Genomic DNA, 20,996 nt, shown 5'->3' with positions numbered 1-20,996 from the left:
ACAATTGCTGCGCTGCGATTGTTGCGGCGATTTGCGCGCGGAACAGCAGATGGACCGATTCAGCCGCTCGTCGCACGGAAATCGGCGACCGCAAACGTTTGCCATTGCAAAGTAAATGCGCGCCGGTGCAAACGGCGTATCAAGCCGGGCGATACGCGTTCCGCGCGCGTGCTTGCCAAAAGGAAAGCGCTTGGGTAGGGCGCGGCATGCATTGCATATTCCCTGCGCGCGCCGAATACCGGAACGAATCAGTGCTCGTGCGGGCGCTCCGAGGACGTGCCGGGCGGCCTGGGCGCGGCCGGTGCGTCGCCGGTGCGCCGATAGGCGACGCCGCGCGCCGCCGCGAATTCCGCGCCGAGCAGCAGCACCAGCGCCGAGAAGTACAGCCACATCAGTAGCACCGCGAACGATCCGGCCGCGCCGAACGCGCTGGCGGTGCCCGCGTGCGCAAGGTAGAGCGCGAACAGCTTCTTGCCGCCGGAAAACAGGATCGCCGACACGACACCGCCGACCGCCGCGTCGCGCCACGCGACGCGCGCATCGGGCAGGAACTTCATCAGCGCGGCGAATGCGCCCGCGAGCACCGCGATGCCGACGAAGAACTGGATGAGGTTGGTGACGACGACATACGGCGAATTGCCGAGCAGCCAGGTGCCGACGAACGTGATCGCGGTGTCGAGCACGAGCGACACGATCAGCAGGAACGCGACGCCGAGCACGAGCCCGAACGAGATCAGGCGCACCCGCACGAGCCCGAGCATGCTCGACCAGCGGCTTTCGGTGGCCGGCCAGATCACGCTCAGCGCGGCGCTGAGCGACGCGAAGGTCGCCGATGCGCCGACCGCGAGCGCGGCGAACGAGATCAGCGTCGCGATGCCGCCGCGCTGGCCCGCGCGATGCGCGTTCTGCACGATGGTCTGGATGCTGGCCGCCGCGTCGTCGCCGATCAGCTGATGCGCCTGCTCGAACACCTGCCCGCGCGCGGCGTCGTCGCCGTAGAACCAGCCGGCCACCGCGATCACCATCACGAGCGTCGGCGCGAGCGAGAACGCGGAGAAGAACGCGATGCCTGCGGCCATCGCCGAGCAGCGGTCGGCCGAGAAACGCTTGAACGCGGTGAGGGCCCAGTTGGCCTGCTGTTGTGCGAGGCGCGTCGCTTCGGAGGTGATCGGTCGTTTCATGGTCTGTCGATGGCGGGTCGTTGTCGATAGTCGGACTCGTCGATAAACGGACAATTCAGTATTGATCCGAAGATTCCGTCATGGTTGCGTGAACTGTCTATAATTCCTTTCAGTTTCCCACCCCACAATAATGCCGAGACCGCCATGCTACAAATGTCCCGGCGCCAGTTCCTGAAGGTGACGGCCACGTCGCTTGCCGGATCGAGTCTAGCCCTGATGGGCTTCTCTCCGTCCGAAGCGCTCGCCGAAGTCCGACAGTACAAGCTGGCGCGCACAGTCGAAACGCGCAACACCTGTCCTTACTGCTCAGTCGGTTGCGGCATCCTGATGTACGGCCTCGGCGACGGCGCGAAGAACGCGCGGCCGAGCATCATCCACATCGAGGGCGACCCCGACCACCCGGTCAATCGCGGCACGCTGTGCCCGAAGGGGGCGAGCCTGATCGACTTCATCCACAGCCCGAACCGCCTGACGCACCCCGAGTATCGGGCGCCCGGCTCGGACAAGTGGGAACCGATCTCGTGGAGCGACGCGCTCGACCGGATCGCGAAGCTGATGAAGGCCGACCGCGACGCCAACTTCGTCGAGACGGCGGAAGACGGCGCGAAGGTCAACCGCTGGCTCACGACCGGCATGCTGGCCGCGTCGGCCGGCAGCAACGAAGTCGGCTACCTGACCCACAAGACTGTCCGCAGTCTGGGGATGCTCGCATTCGACAATCAGGCGCGTGTCTGACATGGCCCGACGGTGGCAGGTCTTGCCCCGACGTTTGGCCGTGGAGCGATGACGAACCATTGGGTCGACATCAAGAACGCGGACGTGATTCTCGTGATGGGCGGCAATGCAGCCGAGGCCCATCCGTGCGGCTTCAAGTGGGTAACGGAGGCGAAAGCGCACCGCAAGGCGCGGCTGATCGTCGTCGACCCGCGCTTTACGCGTACGGCCTCGGTGGCCGACTATTACGCGCCGATCCGCACCGGCACCGACATCGTCTTTCTGGGCGGCGTCATCAACTATCTGCTGACGAATGACAAGATCCAGCATGAGTATGTGAAGAACTACACGGACTTCACGTTCATCGTGCGCGAGGATTTCGCGTTCAACGACGGCATCTATTCCGGCTACGACGCGGAGCACCACACGTACCCGGACAAGTCGAGCTGGGACTACGAGCGCGGCGACGACGGTTACGCGAAGGTCGACCCGACGCTGCAGCATCCGCGCTGCGTGTACAACCTGCTGAAGCAGCACTACGCGCGCTATACGCCGGAAATGGTCCAGCAGACCTGCGGCACGCCGAAGGAGAAGTTCCTGAAGGTGTGCGAGATGCTCGCGACCACCGCGGTGCCCGGCCGCGCCGGCACGGTGCTGTACGCGCTCGGCTGGACCCATCACTCGATCGGCGCGCAGATGATCCGCACCGGCGCGATGGTGCAGCTGCTGCTCGGCAACATCGGCATCGCCGGCGGCGGGATGAACGCGCTGCGCGGCCACTCGAACATCCAGGGGCTCACCGACCTCGGGCTGATGTCGAACCTGCTGCCGGGCTACATGACGCTGCCGATGCAGGCCGAGCAGGACTTCGACGGCTACATCAAGAAGCGCGCGCAGCAGCCGCTGCGGCCGAACCAGCTCAGCTACTGGAAGAATTACAAGGCGTTCCACGTCAGCTTCATGAAGTCGTGGTGGGGCGACGCGGCCACCGCCGAGAACAACTGGGGCTACGACTACCTGCCGAAGCTGGACAAGCAGTACGACCTGCTGCAGACGATCGAGCTGATGGCGGCCGGCAAGATGAACGGCTATATCTGCCAGGGCTTCAACCCGCTCGCGGCGGCGCCGTCGAAGGTGAAGACGGCGCAGGCGCTCGCCCGGCTGAAGTGGCTCGTGATCATGGATCCGCTCGCGACCGAGACGTCCGAGTTCTGGAAGCATCACGGCGACTACAACGACGTCGACGCGTCGAAGATCCAGACCGAGGTGTTCCGTCTGCCCACCACCTGCTTCGCGGAGGAAGACGGCTCGCTCGTGAGTTCGAGCCGCGTGCTGCAATGGCACTGGAAGGGGGCCGAGCCGCCCGGCGAAGCGAAGAGCGATCTCGAGATCATGTCGGGGCTGTTCCTGCGCATCCGCAAGATGTATCAGGCGGATGGCGGCAAGTATCCGGACCCGATCGTGAACCTGACCTGGCCGTACGCGAACCCGGAAAGCCCGACGCCCGCGGAACTGGCGATGGAGTTCAACGGCAAGGCGCTCGCCGATCTGCCCGACCCGAAGGATCCGTCGAAGGTGCTCGTCAAGAAGGGCGAGCAACTCGCCGCGTTCGCGCAGCTGAAGGACGACGGCACGACCGCGAGCGGCTGCTGGATCTTCTGCGGTGCCTGGACGCAGGCCGGCAACCAGATGGGGCGGCGCGACAACTCGGATCCGACCGGCATCGGCCAGACGCTGAACTGGGCGTGGGCATGGCCGGCGAACCGGCGGATCCTGTACAACCGCGCATCGTGCGACGTGAGCGGCAAGCCGTTCGATCCGACCCGCAAGCTGATCGGCTGGAACGGCAAGGGGTGGACGGGCGCCGACATTCCCGACTTCAAGGCGGACGAGCCGCCCGAGAACGGGATGGGCCCGTTCATCATGAACCCGGAAGGCGTCGCGCGCTTCTTCGCGCGCGCGGGGATGAACGAAGGTCCGTTCCCCGAGCACTACGAGCCGTTCGAGACGCCGCTCGCCGCGAACCCGCTGCACCCGAACAACCCGCAGGCGCTGAACAACCCGGCCGCGCGCGTGTTCCCGGACGACCGCGCGTCGTTCGGCAAGGTGTCGGAGTTCCCGTACGTCGCGACGACCTACCGGCTGACCGAGCACTTCCACTACTGGACCAAGCATGCGCGGCTGAACTCGATCATCCAGCCCGAGCAGTTCGTCGAGATCGGCGAAGAGCTCGCGAAGGAGGTCGGCGTCGCGCACGGCGATCGCGTGAAGGTGTCGTCCAAGCGCGGCTACATCGTCGCAGTCGCGCTCGTCACGAAGCGGATCAAGCCGCTGACCGTCGACGGCAAGAAGGTCCAGACGGTCGGCGTGCCGCTGCACTGGGGCTTCAAGGGTCTGGCGAAGCCCGGCTATCTCGCCAATACGCTGACTCCGTCCGTGGGTGACGGCAACTCGTACACACCGGAATTCAAGTCGTTCCTGGTGAAGGTCGAAAAGGCGTAAGGGGGAACAGATGGCATTGCAATCGCTGGATATCAAGCGCGTGTCGGCCACCACGACGCCGCCGCCCACGGCGCGCGAACCGGTGACCGGCAGCGTCGCGAAGCTGATCGACGTGTCGAAGTGCATCGGCTGCAAGGCGTGCCAGACGGCATGCATGGAATGGAACGACCTGCGCGACGAGATCGGCACCAACGTCGGCGTGTACGACAACCCGGCCGACCTCACCGAGCATTCGTGGACGGTGATGCGATTCTCCGAATACGAGAATCCGCAAGGCGACCTCGAATGGCTGATCCGCAAGGACGGCTGCATGCACTGCGAGGATCCGGGCTGCCTGAAGGCCTGCCCGTCGCCGGGCGCGATCGTGCAGTACAACAACGGGATCGTCGATTTCCACGAGGAGAACTGCATCGGTTGCGGCTATTGCGTGACCGGCTGCCCGTTCAACGTGCCGCGGATCTCGAAGAAGGATCATCGCGCCTACAAGTGCACGCTCTGCTCCGACCGCGTCGCGGTCGGCCAGGAACCGGCCTGCGTGAAGACCTGCCCGACCGGCGCGATCGTGTTCGGCACCAAGGAGGACATGAAGCAGCACGCGGCCGAGCGGATCGAGGACCTGAAGGAGCGCGGCTTCGAGCATGCGGGGCTGTACGACCCGCAGGGCGTCGGCGGCACGCACGTGATGTACGTGCTGCACCACGCGGACAAACCGTCGCTCTACCACGGGCTGCCCGACAATCCGTCGATCAGCCCGATGGTGAAGCTGTGGAAGGGCATCGCGAAGCCGCTCGCGGTCGCCGGCCTCGCGCTGACCGCGCTTGCCGGGTTCTTCCACTATGTGCGGGTCGGTCCGAACGAGGTGAGCGACGAAGAGGAAGCCGCCGCCCGCGACGAGGCGCGACGCATCAAGGAGGACGCGAAATGAAGCACGACGACCCGAACCTGATCGTCCGCTACACGGCGAACGAGCGCACGAACCACTGGATCACCGCGATCACGTTCGTGCTGCTCGCGCTGTCCGGGCTCGCGCTGTTTCATCCGTCGATGTTCTGGCTGACCGCGCTGTTCGGCGGCGGCCAGTGGACGCGGATCCTGCATCCGTTCGTCGGCCTCGTGATGTTCGTGTCGTTCGCGATCCTGGTGGTGCGTTTCTGGCATCACAACACGCTCGACGCGGACGATCGCCAGTGGCTGAAGCAGATCGACGACGTGGTGAACAACCGGGAAGACAAGCTGCCGCCCGTCGGTCGCTATAACGCCGGCCAGAAGCTGCTATTCTTCACGCTGGTGGCGTGCCTGCTGCTGCTCCTGCTGTCCGGGATCGTGATCTGGCGGCGCTACTTCTCGTTCTACTTCCCGATCGGGGTGATCCGCGCGGCGGCCGTCGTGCATGCGGTGGCGGCGTTCGTGCTGATCGCGAGCATCATCGTGCACATTTATGCGGCACTGTGGGTGAAGGGCTCGATCGGCGCGATGGTGCGCGGCACCGTCACGCTCGGCTGGGCGCGCAAGCACCACCCGAAGTGGTTCCGTGAAAGCGTGAAGTAACGCGGCGGAACGGGGCGGTGCGCCGGGTTTCGGTCGCGCCGCTCCGCCAGCGGCCGGAATCGCCCGAAAGCGCCGATTTGTCGGCGCTTGTTTTTTTGGAAGACACTTTCGTGACACAACGTATTCTCGAACCGACCGAGATTTCGGCGCTCGATCATTCCGCCATTCCGCGCTTTCGCCTGCCGGAGCGCGGCGCCGTATTCTCCGCGCGCGCCACGCGGCTGCGCAAGCTCGCCGACCTGAACCCGATCGCCGGTTATCTGCGGCTGATGGCGAGCGTCGCCGATGCGCAGCATGCGGTGCTGCAGTCGCTGAACCTGCCGATGCCGTCGAAGGACGCGATCGCGCGGGCGCAACAGCATTCGATGCCGCTCGTGCCGGCGCTCGGTGCCGAACGCGACCCGCAATGGCGCGCGGTGCTGTACGAACTGCTCGACCGCGTCGAGAGCGCGGGGCTCGTGAACCCGTCGCTCGCGAAGCTGCTCGACCGCCTGCGCCTGATGACGCCCGCCGAGCTCGACGCGCAGGCGGATGCAGTCCTCGCGCTGCGCTTCGCGGAAGTCGATCCGGCCACCGCGCCGTTCCTGATGGCCGCGCTGCAGGTCGTGTGGACCGATCTCGCGAGCCGCGTCGCGCCGGCCGACGTCCCGTATCTCGACCAGCCGGGGCTGTGCCCGGTATGCGGCACGCATCCGGTCGCGAGCGTGATCCGCGTCGGCGGCCAGTACCAGGGCTATCGTTTCCTGCAGTGCGGACTGTGCACGACCGAATGGCACATGGTGCGCACGAAGTGTTCCCACTGCGACTCGACGAAGGGCATCGCGTATCACGGGATCGAGGGCGGCAGCGAAGCCGTGAAGGCCGAATCGTGCGACGAATGCAAGACTTATCGCAAGATCGGCTATCAGGAAAAGGACTACGAGTTCGAGCCGCTGGCGGACGATCTCGCGAGCCTGACGCTCGATCTGCTGATGAACGAGGCCGGCTACCAGCGCAGCTCGCCGAATCCGCTGCTGTGGCCGGACCTGTCGAAGGATGCCGGATAAGCGGCGCGCAGCAGGCGCCGAAGCAGCGAAGGCTTCGGCCGATCCGATCGTGACGCAGCGGATCCGCACGGACGCGAGGGCGCCCGGTGCGGATTCACGGCGTGCCAACTTCTGCCGACAAGGAACCAGATACTCGTGTCCGAACCGGGTTTGAACGAACTGAATGCCGTCCTCGCGCGCGTGCCGTCCGTGGAGCGCGTGCTGTCCTCCGGGCCGCTGCAGCCGCTGCTGGCGGAGTACGGGCGCACGCGCGTGCTGAACGCGGTGCGCGCCGAACTCGACCGCTGGCGCAGCGCCGCGCAGCAGGATCCGGGCAGCGCCGAGCCGCTCGACGAGCCGCGCATCGCGGCGGCGGTCGCGCGCGCGCTCGCCGCGCAGAATGCGGGCACGCTGCGCGCGGTGTTCAACTTGACGGGCACGGTGCTGCATACGAATCTCGGGCGCGCGCTGCTGCCCGACGACGCGGTGCGCGCGGTGGTCGACGCGCTGACGCAGCCCGTGAACCTGGAGTTCGATCTCGCGACGGGCCGCCGCGGCGACCGCGACGACCTGATCGACGAGCTGCTGCGCGAACTGACGGGCGCCGAGGCCGCGACCGTCGTCAACAACAATGCGGCCGCCGTGCTGCTGACGCTGTCGGCGCTCGCGACGAAGCGGGAGGTTGTCGTGTCGCGCGGCGAACTCGTCGAGATCGGCGGCGCATTTCGGATTCCCGACATCATGAGCCGCGCGGGCGCGAAGCTGCGCGAAGTCGGCACGACCAACCGCACCCACCTGCACGATTACGCGGATGCGATCGGCCCGCGCACCGCGCTGCTGATGAAGGTGCATTGCAGCAACTACGCGATCAGCGGATTCACGAAGGAAACCACGCTGGCCGAACTCGCGCCGCTGGCGCGCGAGCACGGCGTGCCGGTGGCGGTCGATCTCGGCAGCGGCATGCTCGCCGATCTCGCGCAATGGGGACTGCCGCACGAAACGACCGTGCAGGAAACCGTCGCGGCCGGCGCGAACCTCGTCACATTCAGCGGCGACAAGCTGCTCGGCGGCCCGCAGGCCGGCCTGATCGTCGGCGATCGCGCGCTGATCGCGAAGATCAAGAAGCATCCGCTCAAGCGCGCACTGCGCGTCGGCAAGCTGACGCTCGCCGCGCTCGAACCGGTGCTGCGCCTGTACCTGGCGCCCGAATTTCTGCGAGAGCGGCTCACGACGCTGCGCCTGCTGACGCGCCCGCAACGCGAGATCGCCGACGCGGCCGAACGCGTGCGCCCGGCCTTGCAGGCTGCGCTCGGCAGCGGCTATGCGGTGAGCGTCGAGCCGATGTTCAGCCAGATCGGCAGCGGCGCGCTGCCGGTCGACCAGTTGCCGAGCGCCGGGCTCGTCGTGCGCACGCCGGACGGCAAGCGCGGCGGGCGTGCGCTCGGGCAGCTCGAGAAACGGCTGCGCGACTGGCCGCGCCCCGTGATCGGGCGCGTGGCCGACAACGCGCTGCGGCTCGATCTGCGCTGCCTGGAGGCCGCCGACGAGGCGGCTTTCGTCGCGCAATGCGCGCAGGCTGCGGGGCCGGCTGCATGATCGTCGGCACTGCAGGACACATCGACCACGGCAAGACGACGCTCGTGCGCGCGCTCACCGGCGTCGACACCGACCGGTTGAAAGAGGAGAAGGCGCGCGGCATTTCGATCGAACTTGGCTATGCGTATACGCCGCTCGACAACGGCGACGTGCTCGGCCTGATCGACGTGCCGGGCCACGAGAAGCTGATTCACACGATGGCGGCCGGCGCGTGCGGGATCGATTTCGCGCTGCTCGTGATCGCCGCCGACGACGGCGTGATGCCGCAGACGCGCGAGCATCTGGCGATCCTGCAACTGCTCGGCGTGACGCACGGCGCGGTTGCGCTGACGAAGTGCGATCGCGTCGACGCCGCGCGCATCGCGCAGGTGCGCGACGAGATCGCTGCGTGGCTGCACGATTCTTCGCTGGCGGATGCACCGATTTTCGAAACCTGCGCGACGATCGCGGGCGATGCGGGTGTCGTCGCGCTGAAGCGCTGCCTGACCGAGGCGGCGATCGCGTGGCGCGCGCGGCGCGACGACGGCCTGTTCCGGCTCGCGGTCGATCGCGTGTTCACGCTGGCGGGGCAGGGAACCGTCGTGACGGGCACCGCGTTCGCGGGCCGCGTGACGACCGGCGACACGCTGGCCGTCGTGCGCACGGGCGGCGCGGCGCGTGTGCGCAGCATCCATGCGCAGAACCGCGCGGTCGAGACGGGGCGCGCGGGTGAACGCTGTGCGCTGAACCTGGCGGGCGTCGACAAGGCGGACGTCGAGCGCGGCGACACCATCGCGGATGCGCGGCTGGCCGCGACCTCGCCGCGCCTCGACGTCGAGCTGACGCTGCTCGACGATGCCGGGCTGACGCTCACGCACTGGGCGCCGCTGCACGTGCATCTCGGCACGCTGCATCGCGTCGCGCACGTCGCGCTGCTCGACGGCGACACGCTCGTGGCCGGCCAGCGGATGCGCGTGCAACTGGTGTTCGACGAGCCCGTGTTCGCGTTGCCGGGCGATCGCTTCATCGTCCGCAATCCGCAGGCGACGCGCACGGTCGGCGGCGGGCGCGTGCTCGATCCGTTCGGTCCCGCGCGCAAGCGCCGCACCCCAGCGCGCCGCGCGTGGCTCGATGCGCTGGCCGCATGGCTCGACGAAGGGCGGCTCGATGCGCTACTCGCGCAGGCGCCGCTCGGTATCGCACGTGCGACGCTGACGCATCTGACCGGTTTCGCGCCGGATGCCTTGACGTTACCCGACGATGCGCTGGCGATCGGCCAGCGCGATGCCGCGTCGAACGACGGCGCGGTGTTTTCGCGCGCGCATTGGCTTGCGTTGCAGGCGCGCGCGATCGAGGTACTGCGCACGTATCACGAGCGGATGCCGGACGAGCAGGGGCTCGACGCTGCGCGTCTGCGGCGCATGGCCGCGCCGCTCATTGGCGATGCGCTGTGGCGCGCGCTCGTCGATGCGCTGGTCGATGGCGGACAGGTCGCGCGCAGCGGGCCGTGGCTGCATTTGCCGTCGCATGCGGTGAGTCTCGATGCGCGCGAGGAGGCCGTGGCGCAGCAACTGCTGCCGCTGCTGCAGGCCGGGCGCTTCGATCCGCCCTGGGTGCGCGATCTGGCGCGCGACACGGGCGTGGCGGAGGAGACGGTGCGCACGCTGTTGCGCAAGCTCGCGCGGCGCGGCGACGTGCATCAGGTCGTGCGCGACCTGTTCTATCACGCGGACGTGGTGCGCGAACTGGCCGAGCTGGTCGCGCATCTCGTGCAGTCGCGCGGCGCTGCGCTCGATGCCGCGACGTTTCGCGATGCGACGGGGCTTGGGCGCAAGCGCGCGATCCAGATTCTCGAGTTCTTCGACCGGGTTGGGTATACTCGCTTCCACCGCGATCTTCACTTCCTGCGGCCTGACAGCGGTTGGATTGGTAGTCGGGCGTAGGCGCTTGTTGTTCTTTGTAGGTGTGCCGTTAAGCATAAAGTGGCCGAGAAATAAAACATAACGTGGCCACATCTCTAAGCCTTTTTGCTACTGGAAGGCAGACCGATAAAGAATAACTTGGCCCAACGTAACGAATTAAAGCATTACGTGGCCAAAAGAAAATCTCCTTGTGCAACAGCCCCATTTTTGCTGCGTGCTGAGCGTGCTCGGCACCGTTAGCATGGTGTTGCCGTGAACCCCGGTGTGGTTCGCGAAAACAGTGAGGTTGTTGTGACAATGTTCGAAGAGTGTTCGCGTGCGAGGCCATTGGGACAGCAGCTCCTTGAGGAGCTTGCCGTTGACGCCGAGCCCTTACGACATTCCAGCGCTAGGAGACTGCAATGCCCATCTGGAAACCAGGCTCAGTTTCGGAATTGCCAAAAATTCCGCTATCGCGATGGCGCATTTTTGAGCTGGCTGACGGAAGCCGGTATTTTGTTGGCATTGATATGTTCGACCAGTCGGGGCGCGTCAGCTCCCCGATAGTGACGTTTGACCCTGTTGCTCGACAAGGCACGACGCAGACTGGCCGCATCTACGAACTAATCTACCGCGATGAATCCTCGGTCGGAGTTGCATGCGCTGGAACCCATTGGACTGGGTACGCCCTCAGTGGAGAGTCTGCTGAGCTATCTGTGCCGACTGGCCGTGTCGCACACCGTTTCGCTGGCGGCCCTGTCGCGCAAGGTGGCGTCGACGATGGGCTGGGAGATTTCGGGGCGCGACGATTGGAGCCTGGCGAATATCTGCGGCATGGGTGAGGCGGCAAACAACTGGTCGGCGGCGCTTTCGGCGATGACCGGTGTCGGGCGCCTGGATAATCTGACGCTGCTGCCGTGGCGAGATGTTGTCTCCCAGCTTGGTTTGACGAACCGGTCGTTGCGCTGGTGCCCGGAGTGTTTCGCACAGGACAAAGCCGAGGGGCGGTCGCCGTACTTCCGCCTGGCGTGGACGGTTAACGATATGATGGCGTGTCCTGACCATAGGCGCTGGAGCAGCCCCTTGAAACACCGGACATAGCCTCTCACTTAAACTAGCGGGTAGGCATAAGACTGTGTTTTTGACTAACACCAGGCAGGAAGTGATGGAAGTGTTGACGGGCCCGGAGCGTCGGCGGCGCTGGACGGCGGAGCAGAAGCTGGCGATGGTTCGCGAGAGTTTCGAACCGGGGAAGTCGGTTTCGATGGTTGCGCGCCAGCACGGCGTGAACCCGAACCAGCTGTTCCACTGGCGCAAGCTGTACCAGGACGGGAGTCTGTCGGCGGTCAAGGCTGGAGAGGAAGTGGTCCCTGCATCAGAGCTGGCCGATGCCCTCAAGCAGATTCGTGAGCTGCAGCGGATGCTCGGCAAGAAGACCATGGAGAACGAGATTCTCCGCGAAGCAGTCGAGTATGGCCGAGCAAAAAAATGGATAGCGCACTCGCCCTCGCTGCCGGAGGACGACCAGTGAAACTGGTTTGTGAAGTTCTCGGCGTGTCGCGCTCGAACGTATCGGCACGACTGTCGCGTCCGGCGACGTGGCGCGATGGCCGTCAATCGCGGCAGACGGACGATGCGAGCGTGGTCGAGGAAATCCGCCGAGTCGTCGGCGATTTGCCCAGCTATGGCTATCGCCGGGTGTGGGGCTCGCTGCGCAATGAACGCATTGCTGCCGGACAGGTGCCGTTCAATGCGAAGCGCATCTATCGCATCATGCGCACTCACGGTCTGCTGATGCAACGGCGTCCAGCACCGCCTCGGCCGCAACGTCGGCACGATGGCAAGGTGGCCGTAGCCCGCAGCAATCAGCGATGGTGCTCGGACGGCTTCGAGTTCCGCTGCGACAACGGCGAGCCGCTTCGAGTGACATTCGCGCTTGACTGCTGCGACCGCGAAGCGATGAGCTGGGCGGCTACGACGGCAGGTCACAGCGGCGACATCGTGCGCGACGTCATGCTGGCCGCAGTGGAAAATCGGTTTGGCAACGAGCTGCATACACCGTCCGAAATCGAGTGGCTGAGTGACAACGGTTCGGGCTATACGGCCGATGATACGCGCCGGTTTGCAGCGGCCATCGGCCTGAAGCCATTGACCACGCCGGTGTGCAGCCCGCAAAGTAACGGGATGGCCGAGAGCTTCGTGAAGACAATGAAGCGCGACTACGTTGCCTTCATGCCAAAGCCGGACGCAGCGACTGCTGCACGCAACTTGGCCATCGCGTTCGAGCATTACAACGAGAAGCATCCCCATAGCGCGCTGAAGTACCGCTCGCCTCGCGAGTTCCGGCGCTCAATGGATTCAGCAACCTTAGTGTGACGCTGTGTCCGGGATTACAGGGTCAACTCCAGGCGCGAACTCGTAAAGGTCTGCCCCGATTGCGGTCGCACGGAAGGACGGCGGAAATCCGCTTACGTCGTGCCGGGTTGGTGCAGTCATTGCGGCGGATTCCTGGGCGTAGATGGGGAGCGCGTTGAGGCGACACCCGAAGCGTTGTGGAAATCGAGTCAGGTGGGCTCCATGTTGGCTGCCCAGTCGACGCTGGCTAGCACTCCGGTGCAAGCGGCTATGCGCGCAACCATCCAGGAGCTGATTACCCGTCTCGACAATGGTAAGAGCGCCATCTTCTCCCGTCGAATTGGGCTGAATCCGGCGACGGTGCATCACTGGATGAAAAGCGGCGGCAGCCCAGGATTGTCAGCCCATCTGCGCATCGCATCGCAAACAGGGCTATCGCTCCCGAAATTGCTCACCGGTGACATGTCTGGCTGGACACCTTCGTCATCTAGGGTGTACCAGTTGGCGCTGCTGTTTCCCGATGACGGGCCTCGGCGGGCCCCACGTACTCTGGATTGGGAGCAGGTCCGAAAGGAAATGGTAGCAATGAGCCGGTTGCCCACGCCTGTCAGCGTGGCAGAAGCCGCCCGCCGACTCGGCATCAGTTCGCATGCGCTGTACAGGAACCTCAATCGCGAAGCCCGTATACTGAGCGAACGGTGGAAGTCGTACATGAAACGCCGTGGCGAACAGAATCTGGAGCAGGCACGAACTGTCGTCGAGGCAGCATGCCGGGGCATGGTGGCGGACGGCCAGGCGGTGAATCTGCGGTCGTTGAAGACGCGCCTGACGCCGGAGGAGTTCAGCCGGGTTCAAGGGGCAATCTATCTGCTGCAAGAGTTCAGGGACGAGATGATGTAGGACGACTGCTGGGTTGCTCCAACAAGGGACAGAAATAAAAAAACCGGCTGCTGGCCGGTTTTTTTGCGCCCATCGCCGTGGGCTTCTTGCGAAAAATCCTCTAAACTACCACCGATTTTTGGTAAAGCATAATGTGGCCCATCGGGCAATAAACCATAACTTGGCCAAGTGGCCAAGTTATGGTTTCCGGCACAGTAGGTTTCCTCGAGGAAGGCATTCGTATCCGGTGGTACGGCCGGGCTTCAAACCCGGTTGGGGGTGTCAGACACTCCCGGGTCGGTTCGACTCCGGCTGCCTTCCGCCACACGGCCCTTCCGGGCTATTCCGATCTCTTCCGTTGATGTCCTCTAGATCGCTGATTTAAAGCGGTTTGTGGGTAACGACGTGCTTGCGACTACCGTTGACGTCCCGCACAATTTCCTCACCAAGTATGGGTAGCGATGTGGGTTTGTGGGTAGGGAGGGCAACATGGCGGGAAGGCAACTGCATCGACTCAGCGCGCTGCGGGTCGCGAAAGAAGTGATGCCGGGTCATTACGCGGATGGCGGTGGCCTCTACATGCAGATCGCGGACAGTGGTGCGCGTTCATGGGTGTTTCAGTTCAAACTGAACGGTCGCATTCGGGAGATGGGGCTTGGTCCGCTCTCGCGAGTCTCTTTGGGTGAGGCGCGTAAGCTGGCCGCCGGGTACCGTGACATGGTCAGGGACCTGATCGATCCCATCCTTGCGCGACGTGAGCAGTAGCGAAGGCAACTGCTCGACATATCGCCGGCCTCCAACGTGACGTTTCGTGAAGCAACTGAAGCGTTTATCTGCGCGCACGAAACTCAGTGGCGAAATCGCAAGCATGCCCAACAGTGGGGGAACACGCTCAAGACTTAAGCGTATCCGGTGATCGGTGACGTCCGGGTGCGTGACATTAACACCGCGATGATCATGCGAATCCTTCAGCCGATCTGGACGAAGAAGGCGGAGACTGCGCGCCGGGTGCGCGGTCGCATCAAGGCGATTCTGACGCAGAGACGGTGCTGGGTCATCGCGTAGGCTGCAACCCGGCACGATACGATGACCCACGCCTCGAATACGAAATCGTACGGCCAGACGCGTCGTGCCGCCGTTGCCTGCTGCGGCCGAGGGCGATGGACCAACACGCGTCAACCGGGGCGCTTGCTCGGAACCTGCAACCGGGCAGTTTTACGTCGGAATGGCAAGTTCCATCACGTTACCATTTCCAAAAAGCCGTCCTACGGCAGTTAGAGCTGTATCCGACAAGGTCTGTGTGGCGAGAACCGCAAGTCGCGTCATGGGCCGCGAAATGGAGACATAGAAGAGGTTACGCGCCCGATAGAACCCTTTTGTGTTTTTTGCATTTAGCGCTCCCGTTTCAAGAAGCTCTAGTAGTTGTGGCCAGTTGTAGTGATTCCAGCCGCCGCCGAGCACTACAAGAACGTTCTCAAACTCGGCTCCCTTGACGCTATGTTGCGTGGCAAAGGGCGTCTGCTTTTCGACAAACTTCACCAGTTCGACCATCTCGGCGTAACGAACATTTCGGAGTTTGCTGTAGCGCTGAAGCGCAGTGGCATCATCAGGTATGGATTGGCCATTGAACGCTCTAAGCTCATCATCGCGCCGCAAAAGGCGGTCCGGTGGCGGCGGGCGCCTCGTCTTTTTCAGATGGTCAATGACTTGCCCGACCGTTCCTTCGGTGCGCAGCTTTTGAAGGGCGTCCATATCGCCACGCCAGGAGGCTTTGTCTTGGTGCTTCATAATGGCGGGACCAGAGCCAAACGCCCTAAACATGTCACCATAGCGAGAGGTGCTGTAGGCCGCACACATAGGTTCAACTGTCTCAGCAAAGAACTTGATTGCGGGATCTTCCTTCCTTGCAAACAAGTCGGTCCTGCCGCTGAATATTTCGGCGATGGTCGGGTATCCCTGCTCTGCGGCGAGAACATTGTGGGTGAGCATGAGTACCTTGGTCTTGCTAAGTTCCCAACCCTCAGCTTGGAGTTGCTCCATCAGCCGTTCTCGGGTGCTTCGCGCTAGTTCGGGAGGTAGGTCGCCCTTCGAGTTTCTATCATTGGTTCGCTGCCCTCTATAGGCATTAGCGTGAAAAAATCTTGCCTCACCAAGCGCATTGGGATCGCATACGGCTTGTGTCAGTTCGGGGCGAAGTTTGTTGAGTACATCCACGATGACCGGTACAGAGCGAAAATTGGAACCTTTGCCAATTCCTTCAATCGGGTACTCAGCGAGCTCGTATTCGCTGCGATAGATGGTCTGCCAATGATCGCCAAAAAGACCTATTAGCGGACCAGCACCGGGTTTCAAGAAATGTTCAGTCATCGCCTCCATAAACTGTCGGTGCGTATCCTGGTACTCATCGATGAAGATGATGGGAAACTGCTGAGTTAGCACGCGGCGAAACTTTTCGCGTTGCAGAAGTGTCGCCATCATTTCTGGAATGTCGTCGTGACCGAGCGTGATTCGATCAGCATCGACACCGAAGAAGCCTAGGTCGTAGTCCACGGCCTTTGAACCTACGCCCCCGCCTTGCTCGATCTTTTCGCGTCTGTCTTCCATTTCGGTCACGAGGTCGCGCAACGCCTTCTGAAATTGGCGTAGGAACGCCCACGAGAAACCATGAATAGTATCGACGAGAATCGCAGGATGATCTTCGATCTCCTGCGCAATCTCATTTCGAGCGACCTCGGTATAGGTTATACAGGCGACCTTTTGTCCTGCCTGAACCAACGTCGATCCACGGTTCGCGATTAGCCGTTTCAGGGCGGCAACCAGAGAGTACGTCTTTCCTGCACCTGCGCCGGCTTCAAGACGAAAGCTGCGACCTGCGTCAAGGGCCTGATCGATCTTTCTTTGAGCATCCTGCGCGGCAACAAGGGCGGGGTTTTCGGTAGGTTCGGTCATGCTTTCTCCGCATTGGCTAGCACTTCCGGATTTTCTATAGTGGGTACTATCTCTGCAGGAGGAGGTTCGGAGAGCCATGCGAGACCCTCTCGGATGTAGCGCGGCACCGTCCAGTTCTTCTCACGAATTGCAAACCGTAAAGCGGTGTCCGCCTTCGCGAGGCCCTGGGCGATATGCCATGCCTCCGTTGCTTCGTCGTGTTCTTTCGGCCAATCAAATCGATCCGGGTTGGCAAGGACAAGCGCATCTTCGTAACTGCGGGCACAGACGGCGGAACCATCCACCTCCGGGACTTGGTAGGCAATTCTGCGATAGCCGCGCTGTTTCTCGGTCGCCGTTTTGGTCGCAAGTTCTGCTAGAGTGATTTGCCAGTCATCCTCGTCCTTCTTGTCTTTTGGATGAAACCATTCTTTGATGGCTGCATTAGAGGTTCGTTCGCCTTCGGCGACTGGGCATTTCTCCCATGTTTTTATCTTCTTTCCGTGCTTGCTCTCTTTTTCCATCAGCTTTGTTGAATCGAGGTCGGTGATGACGAGCGTTTTGAGTTCCAGAAAATCGAGTAGGGGATAAAAGATGTGCGCGTAGGCGCCACCTACTTCGACACAGGTCACATACTGTCGGGCCAGCTTATGTCTTTCGTCGAGCGTCTTGTCGACCAGCTCACAAAGGCGCGGCATAAGGAGTCGTTCCGTGGTTCCTTCCACCATGATCGCTTTGTCTGCAAAGTACAGGTCACACTTGGTTAGCGTCATGTACTGGTGAAGGAAGTCCTGGTCTTCGGCGGGAATGGTGGTCATCCCTCTTTTGAAATCCTTGACCTTGGTATGGCGAGTGCTCGCCTTCTCTGTCGAATCGTTCAGAAAATACCGCACTGCCTCGAACGACGCAGCGTTTGCTACATGCGGCGAATGCGTTGTAATAATGAACTGCACTTTCCAGGCTGGCTCGTCGGGGTAACTGGCCGATAGCTTGCCGATGGCTGCATTCAATTGGTTGATGAAAACCTCTTGCATCTGCGGGTGCAAGTGTGCCTCAGGTTCTTCGATAAAAATCAAGTGGGTAACGGGGCGGGTTGCTTTTGCGCGGTAGGTTTTGTGGAAGCTCTCAAGCTGCAACAGCATATAAATCAAGTTGCGAGTGCCTAATCCGTTATAGCCTTCTGGCAAGTGCACGCCGTCCGAACCTGTATAGACGATCTTAGTATGGTCAGATAGAAGCGCCTCAACGTTCAAGGAGGTTTCCGGTCGAAGCTCCGTATCGTTGAGGCTCGGGAAGCCCAGTACTTCCATGGCCGGAAGCAGTTTTTTCAGCATCTCGTCGAAGTCTTCTTGAACGTTTCGTTCGATGTCTTCGACGGAAGCCTTAAGTTTGGCGGCGAGCTCCTGATCTGCCGCCGCCGCTGTTGGTGTTGCGGCAGTCTTGAAGAGTGAGCTGAGTAGTTTTCCGATAACATCAGCGTCGCCGTGCCTCGCATGGTCGAGAGTACGCTGAGCACGAACGAAGTTGCATTGCATTAAGGCAGCTAGCGCAGCCGTTCCCTCAAAGTCGCGTCGGTTAGTGTCGTCTGTCGGGTCGATGGCGCATACGTGGATGCCGTACGCCTTCGGTAGCGTTTCGCGCAATGAGCGGAGAAAGTGAGTGTTCGGATTTACGCCTTCCGCTGGCGTCGGTACATCAAGCAAGGTGTGGAGCGTGGCTAATGTTGGACCATACTCGACGCGCACAATCGCTTTGGTAGATGCAACGTCTAAGTCGATAACGAATGGTGCAAGAGGGCCTAAATTCGGTGCCACGCTGTCGTAGACGAAGGTAAGAGTCAGTACGATTTTCGGGAGTGCCGCGAGTATTTCCTCTGGGCTGGCCTCCTTTTCTCGCAGCGTCTTCGCATCAAAAAATTTGCTGCGCGACCTGGCCGAGAAATCTTCCAGCCGGAAGCGGGCGCCGGTTTCTCCCGTGAAGCGATCGAATATATCGGTGAGGGACGTTTTGCCACTGTTGTTTCGTCCGACGATCACGGTGGAATTAGATTCCAGTATGATCTCGACGTCCTGAAGCAGTCGAAATCCTTCGACCTTGACCTTTTCAATGCGCATTCCTGCTCCCCGTATTTTTGCCCCTAATGACTTCGAGGCCCGATGGATGTGTGGCTACACGAATATCTGACGGCCCGCCCATTATAATTGCGCTTGTAAAACATGCCTTCTATGCGCGTCTTCCGGGGTGTCGGGCCGAGCTATCGAGCTCTGCCCAGCCCTCGCCGCACCCTTCATTTGCGAGGGGTCTGCGCCCCCGTGGCCGGTTGTCTGTCCGCTGACTCCCTTTGTCAACAACTGTAGCCTGCGGCCGTACGCCGTCAAGGCGCGCCCGGCTGTGTCCTAGCTGCGTTGCAGGCTGAACCATCTTGGCGCTTGTTTCCTTCACATCACTCATCCACGCGCTCCTGACCGTCGCCGGCGATAAGCTCAGGAAAGTCGGTGACAGCGAGGCGTGTCGCTGGAAAGTATGCTTGGGATAATGTGTACGCGGTAATCGGGAAGAGTGGGAGTCAAACTTGGCGGGGAATTACGAGCGATAGTTGTAGTCGGCTGCCTTCCGCCATCAGGGCCTCCGGCCTGTTCCGGTTTTTTCTGTCAATGTTCCGCGCGTTGCCGGCTCAGAAGCAGTTTCCGCGTAGCAACGCACTCGCAGCCGCTGTCGACGTCCTGCTATTGCAGTGATTCGTGCTCCTTATCGGCGCCCTGGCGACAACACGCGGATACACTCATCGGTCCTTTCCCGGAACGCATTCGTCCGGGCTTCGACCATACGGAGTCCGCAGAAGCCGCTGCGCCCGTCTATGCCGGCAGCAGACCCGCCACGCGATAGCTCTCGATCAACGTGTCATATAGCGCGATATCCGCACGGCTTCTGGCCATGAGCTGAGCGCCGGCGATGGCGGCGAAGATGGCGCGCGCCCGCTGTTCGCACGCTTCGGGCGTGCCCACGCCCGCAGCGGACAGGACTTTGCTCAGCCACGCGACATTGACATCCGCAAACGCCTGGACCTCTTTCATCACCGCCGCCGGCAGGTCGTCGCTTTCGGCGGCCATGAAGCTGCAGAGGCACATGCGGTTGCCGCTCTCGAGCGCCTTGCGAAACGTATCGGGATACTGGCGCAGACATTGGAGCGGATCCGCGGATTCGGCCAACATGGCCTCCAGCGCAGCCGCCGAGTCCTCCCGATAGCGCCTCGCGACCGCGGCGCCGAGTTCGGCCTTGCTCGGAAAGTGATGGTAGACGCTGGCAGCCTTGATGCCGACGACGTCCGCGAGGTCACGAAAATTCAGCCCGCCGTAGCCATGCGCCTGCGCGACCTTTCTGGCGGCCGCCAGGATGTTTTCCCTGGAGTTCGAGCTTGTTTCGTTCTTCACTGCTGCGGCCTCGCAATTCGAGAAAAGGAGTGTTGACGGAGGCGATTATACCTTCTACAGTAAACCTGCCAAGTGGCAGGTAGGCCAAAACGCCACGGGTTCCGGTGCCGTCTTCCGATACCGTCTATTCCGACGCAAACCGAACTGTAGAGGCCGAGCCATGCGTTCCGACATTACCGATTTCGATGCAACCCGACTTCCCCTGATGAAGATTTACGATTTCCCGACCGGGCCTTATCCGACCCGCGTGCGCATCGCGTTGGCCGAGAAGAACCTTCAGTCGCGCGTCGAGTTCGTGATGGTCGATCTTTACAAGGGGGAACACAAAAAGCCGGAGTTCATCGCGCAGAAAAACTACTCGGGCACGCTGCCGGTGCTCGAACCCGACGACGGGACGCTCATTGCCGAGTGCACGGCCATTACCCAGTACCTGGACGCACTCGACGGCGCGCCGACCCTCACCGGCAGGACGCCGCTCGAACAGGGCATGATCCACATGATGAGCAAGCGGGCCGAACTGGAGCTGCTCGACGCCATCAGCGTCTATTTCCACCACGGCACGCCGGGGCTGGGGCCGGACGTCGAAACCTATCAGAACGCCGAGTGGGGATTCCGTCAACGCGACAAAGCCCTGAGGGGCATGCGCTACTTCGATGAGGTCCTGAAAAGACAGCCGTATGTCGCCGGGGAGGCCTTCTCGATGGCCGACATTACCGTCATCGGCGGCTTGATCTTTGCGTCGATCGTGAAGTTGCCGGTGCCCGCCGAGTACGCGGCGCTTCAGGCGTGGTACGCGAGGATGAAGGAGCGCCCCAGCGTGAAGAACCAGCCAGCGTTTTCAGCGCTGATCGAGGCGTCGTCCGATTGAATTCGATGTCGGTGGACGGCCGCCTTCGCGTTCAATCGCTGGCCGGCGCTCGGCTACGGTAAGCGCCGGAAGTGCCGTGACGCCTGCCT

14 protein-coding genes, 1 tRNA gene and 1 pseudogene are annotated in these 20,996 nt (G+C 62.5%); 12 read left to right on the top strand and 4 right to left on the bottom strand.

Annotated features, from left to right (window positions below; translation table 11 throughout):
- Positions 1–248 precede the first annotated feature (248 nt).
- Positions 249–1,181, bottom strand: coding sequence for a YihY/virulence factor BrkB family protein (locus WS57_RS08720; protein ID WP_059480542.1), 933 nt, complete (start codon positions 1,179–1,181; stop codon positions 249–251).
- 144 nt (positions 1,182–1,325) lie between these two features.
- On the opposite strand from WS57_RS08720, the gene fdnG reads away from it, so the two are divergent.
- From fdnG to WS57_RS38355, 11 genes and pseudogenes are all read left to right on the top strand, one after another.
- Positions 1,326–4,397, top strand: coding sequence for a formate dehydrogenase-N subunit alpha (gene fdnG / locus WS57_RS08710; protein WP_080293001.1), 3,072 nt, complete (start codon positions 1,326–1,328; stop codon positions 4,395–4,397).
- A gap of 10 nt (positions 4,398–4,407) precedes the next feature.
- Positions 4,408–5,322 carry a formate dehydrogenase subunit beta gene (gene fdxH, locus WS57_RS08705; RefSeq protein ID WP_009688398.1) on the top strand — a complete coding sequence of 305 codons (915 nt, stop codon included), beginning with the start codon at positions 4,408–4,410 and terminating at the stop codon, positions 5,320–5,322.
- Positions 5,319–5,945 (top strand): formate dehydrogenase subunit gamma, encoded by a 627-nt coding sequence (locus tag WS57_RS08700; RefSeq protein WP_060243067.1) that lies wholly within the window; start codon positions 5,319–5,321, stop codon positions 5,943–5,945. Before fdxH ends, WS57_RS08700 begins: the two co-directional genes overlap by 4 nt.
- Positions 5,946–6,055: 110 nt before the next feature.
- Positions 6,056–6,991: a formate dehydrogenase accessory protein FdhE gene (gene fdhE, locus WS57_RS08695; RefSeq protein WP_196482417.1), complete on the top strand. Its 936-nt coding sequence runs from the start codon at positions 6,056–6,058 to the stop codon at positions 6,989–6,991.
- A 135-nt stretch (positions 6,992–7,126) separates the two neighbouring features.
- The gene (gene selA / locus WS57_RS08690) at positions 7,127–8,566 is read left to right on the top strand and encodes an L-seryl-tRNA(Sec) selenium transferase (protein ID WP_059515029.1); all 1,440 of its coding nucleotides are present in this window, start codon (positions 7,127–7,129) and stop codon (positions 8,564–8,566) included.
- Entirely contained in the window at positions 8,563–10,488 is a 1,926-nt protein-coding gene (gene selB / locus WS57_RS08685) for a selenocysteine-specific translation elongation factor (protein ID WP_069244358.1), read from the top strand. The genes selA and selB overlap by 4 nt, the downstream gene beginning before the upstream one ends.
- 651 nt (positions 10,489–11,139) lie before the next feature.
- Positions 11,140–11,547 (top strand): TniQ family protein, encoded by a 408-nt coding sequence (locus WS57_RS08680; protein WP_236871877.1) that lies wholly within the window; start codon positions 11,140–11,142, stop codon positions 11,545–11,547.
- 64 nt (positions 11,548–11,611) lie between these two features.
- Positions 11,612–12,822 (top strand): IS3 family transposase gene (locus WS57_RS08670; RefSeq protein ID WP_155774271.1). Its coding sequence is split into 2 segments (ribosomal slippage): positions 11,612–11,927 and positions 11,927–12,822, totalling 1,212 coding nucleotides; the frame shifts between segments, so codons are not numbered across the junction.
- A 201-nt stretch (positions 12,823–13,023) separates the two neighbouring features.
- Complete coding sequence (locus WS57_RS37965; RefSeq protein WP_081337590.1) at positions 13,024–13,701, top strand: hypothetical protein; 678 nt, start codon at positions 13,024–13,026, stop codon at positions 13,699–13,701.
- Between the two features lie 208 nt (positions 13,702–13,909).
- Positions 13,910–14,005 (top strand) — tRNA-Sec (locus tag WS57_RS08660).
- A 164-nt stretch (positions 14,006–14,169) separates the two neighbouring features.
- Positions 14,170–14,771 (top strand): annotated as a pseudogene (locus WS57_RS38355) (tyrosine-type recombinase/integrase); the annotation flags it as partial.
- Between the two features lie 124 nt (positions 14,772–14,895).
- Here the strand turns inward: WS57_RS38355 and WS57_RS08650 are convergent.
- The 3 genes from WS57_RS08650 to WS57_RS08640 all read right to left on the bottom strand — a co-directional run bounded on the left by WS57_RS08650 (position 14,896) and on the right by WS57_RS08640 (position 20,039).
- Complete coding sequence (locus tag WS57_RS08650) at positions 14,896–16,629, bottom strand: UvrD-helicase domain-containing protein (RefSeq protein WP_069244054.1); 1,734 nt, start codon at positions 16,627–16,629, stop codon at positions 14,896–14,898.
- The gene (locus WS57_RS08645) at positions 16,626–18,722 is read right to left on the bottom strand and encodes an ATP-dependent nuclease (protein WP_069244053.1); all 2,097 of its coding nucleotides are present in this window, start codon (positions 18,720–18,722) and stop codon (positions 16,626–16,628) included. The genes WS57_RS08650 and WS57_RS08645 overlap by 4 nt, the downstream gene beginning before the upstream one ends.
- Positions 18,723–19,463: 741 nt before the next feature.
- The gene (locus tag WS57_RS08640; protein WP_069244052.1) at positions 19,464–20,039 is read right to left on the bottom strand and encodes a TetR/AcrR family transcriptional regulator; all 576 of its coding nucleotides are present in this window, start codon (positions 20,037–20,039) and stop codon (positions 19,464–19,466) included.
- Between the two features lie 160 nt (positions 20,040–20,199).
- On the opposite strand from WS57_RS08640, the gene WS57_RS08635 reads away from it, so the two are divergent.
- Positions 20,200–20,907, top strand: coding sequence for a glutathione S-transferase (locus WS57_RS08635; protein ID WP_069244051.1), 708 nt, complete (start codon positions 20,200–20,202; stop codon positions 20,905–20,907).
- Positions 20,908–20,996 lie beyond the last annotated feature (89 nt).

The sequence above is a fragment of the Burkholderia pseudomultivorans genome (genome assembly GCF_001718415.1).
Taxonomy (GTDB): Bacteria; Pseudomonadota; Gammaproteobacteria; order Burkholderiales; family Burkholderiaceae; genus Burkholderia; species Burkholderia pseudomultivorans_A.
The sequence above is the reverse complement of the archived record's forward strand: the minus strand, read 5'-3'. Positions and strand labels throughout refer to the sequence as shown.

Coding starts and splice junctions, on each gene's coding strand:
- WS57_RS08650 (WP_069244054.1), bottom strand. CDS start 16,629: ATGACCGAACCTACCGAAAACCCCGCCCTTGTTGCCGCGCAGGATGCT.
- WS57_RS08645 (WP_069244053.1), bottom strand. CDS start 18,722: ATGCGCATTGAAAAGGTCAAGGTCGAAGGATTTCGACTGCTTCAGGAC.
- WS57_RS08720 (WP_059480542.1), bottom strand. CDS start 1,181: ATGAAACGACCGATCACCTCCGAAGCGACGCGCCTCGCACAACAGCAG.
- fdxH (WP_009688398.1), top strand. CDS start 4,408: ATGGCATTGCAATCGCTGGATATCAAGCGCGTGTCGGCCACCACGACG.
- WS57_RS08700 (WP_060243067.1), top strand. CDS start 5,319: ATGAAGCACGACGACCCGAACCTGATCGTCCGCTACACGGCGAACGAG.
- WS57_RS08635 (WP_069244051.1), top strand. CDS start 20,200: ATGCGTTCCGACATTACCGATTTCGATGCAACCCGACTTCCCCTGATG.
- WS57_RS37965 (WP_081337590.1), top strand. CDS start 13,024: ATGTTGGCTGCCCAGTCGACGCTGGCTAGCACTCCGGTGCAAGCGGCT.
- selB (WP_069244358.1), top strand. CDS start 8,563: ATGATCGTCGGCACTGCAGGACACATCGACCACGGCAAGACGACGCTC.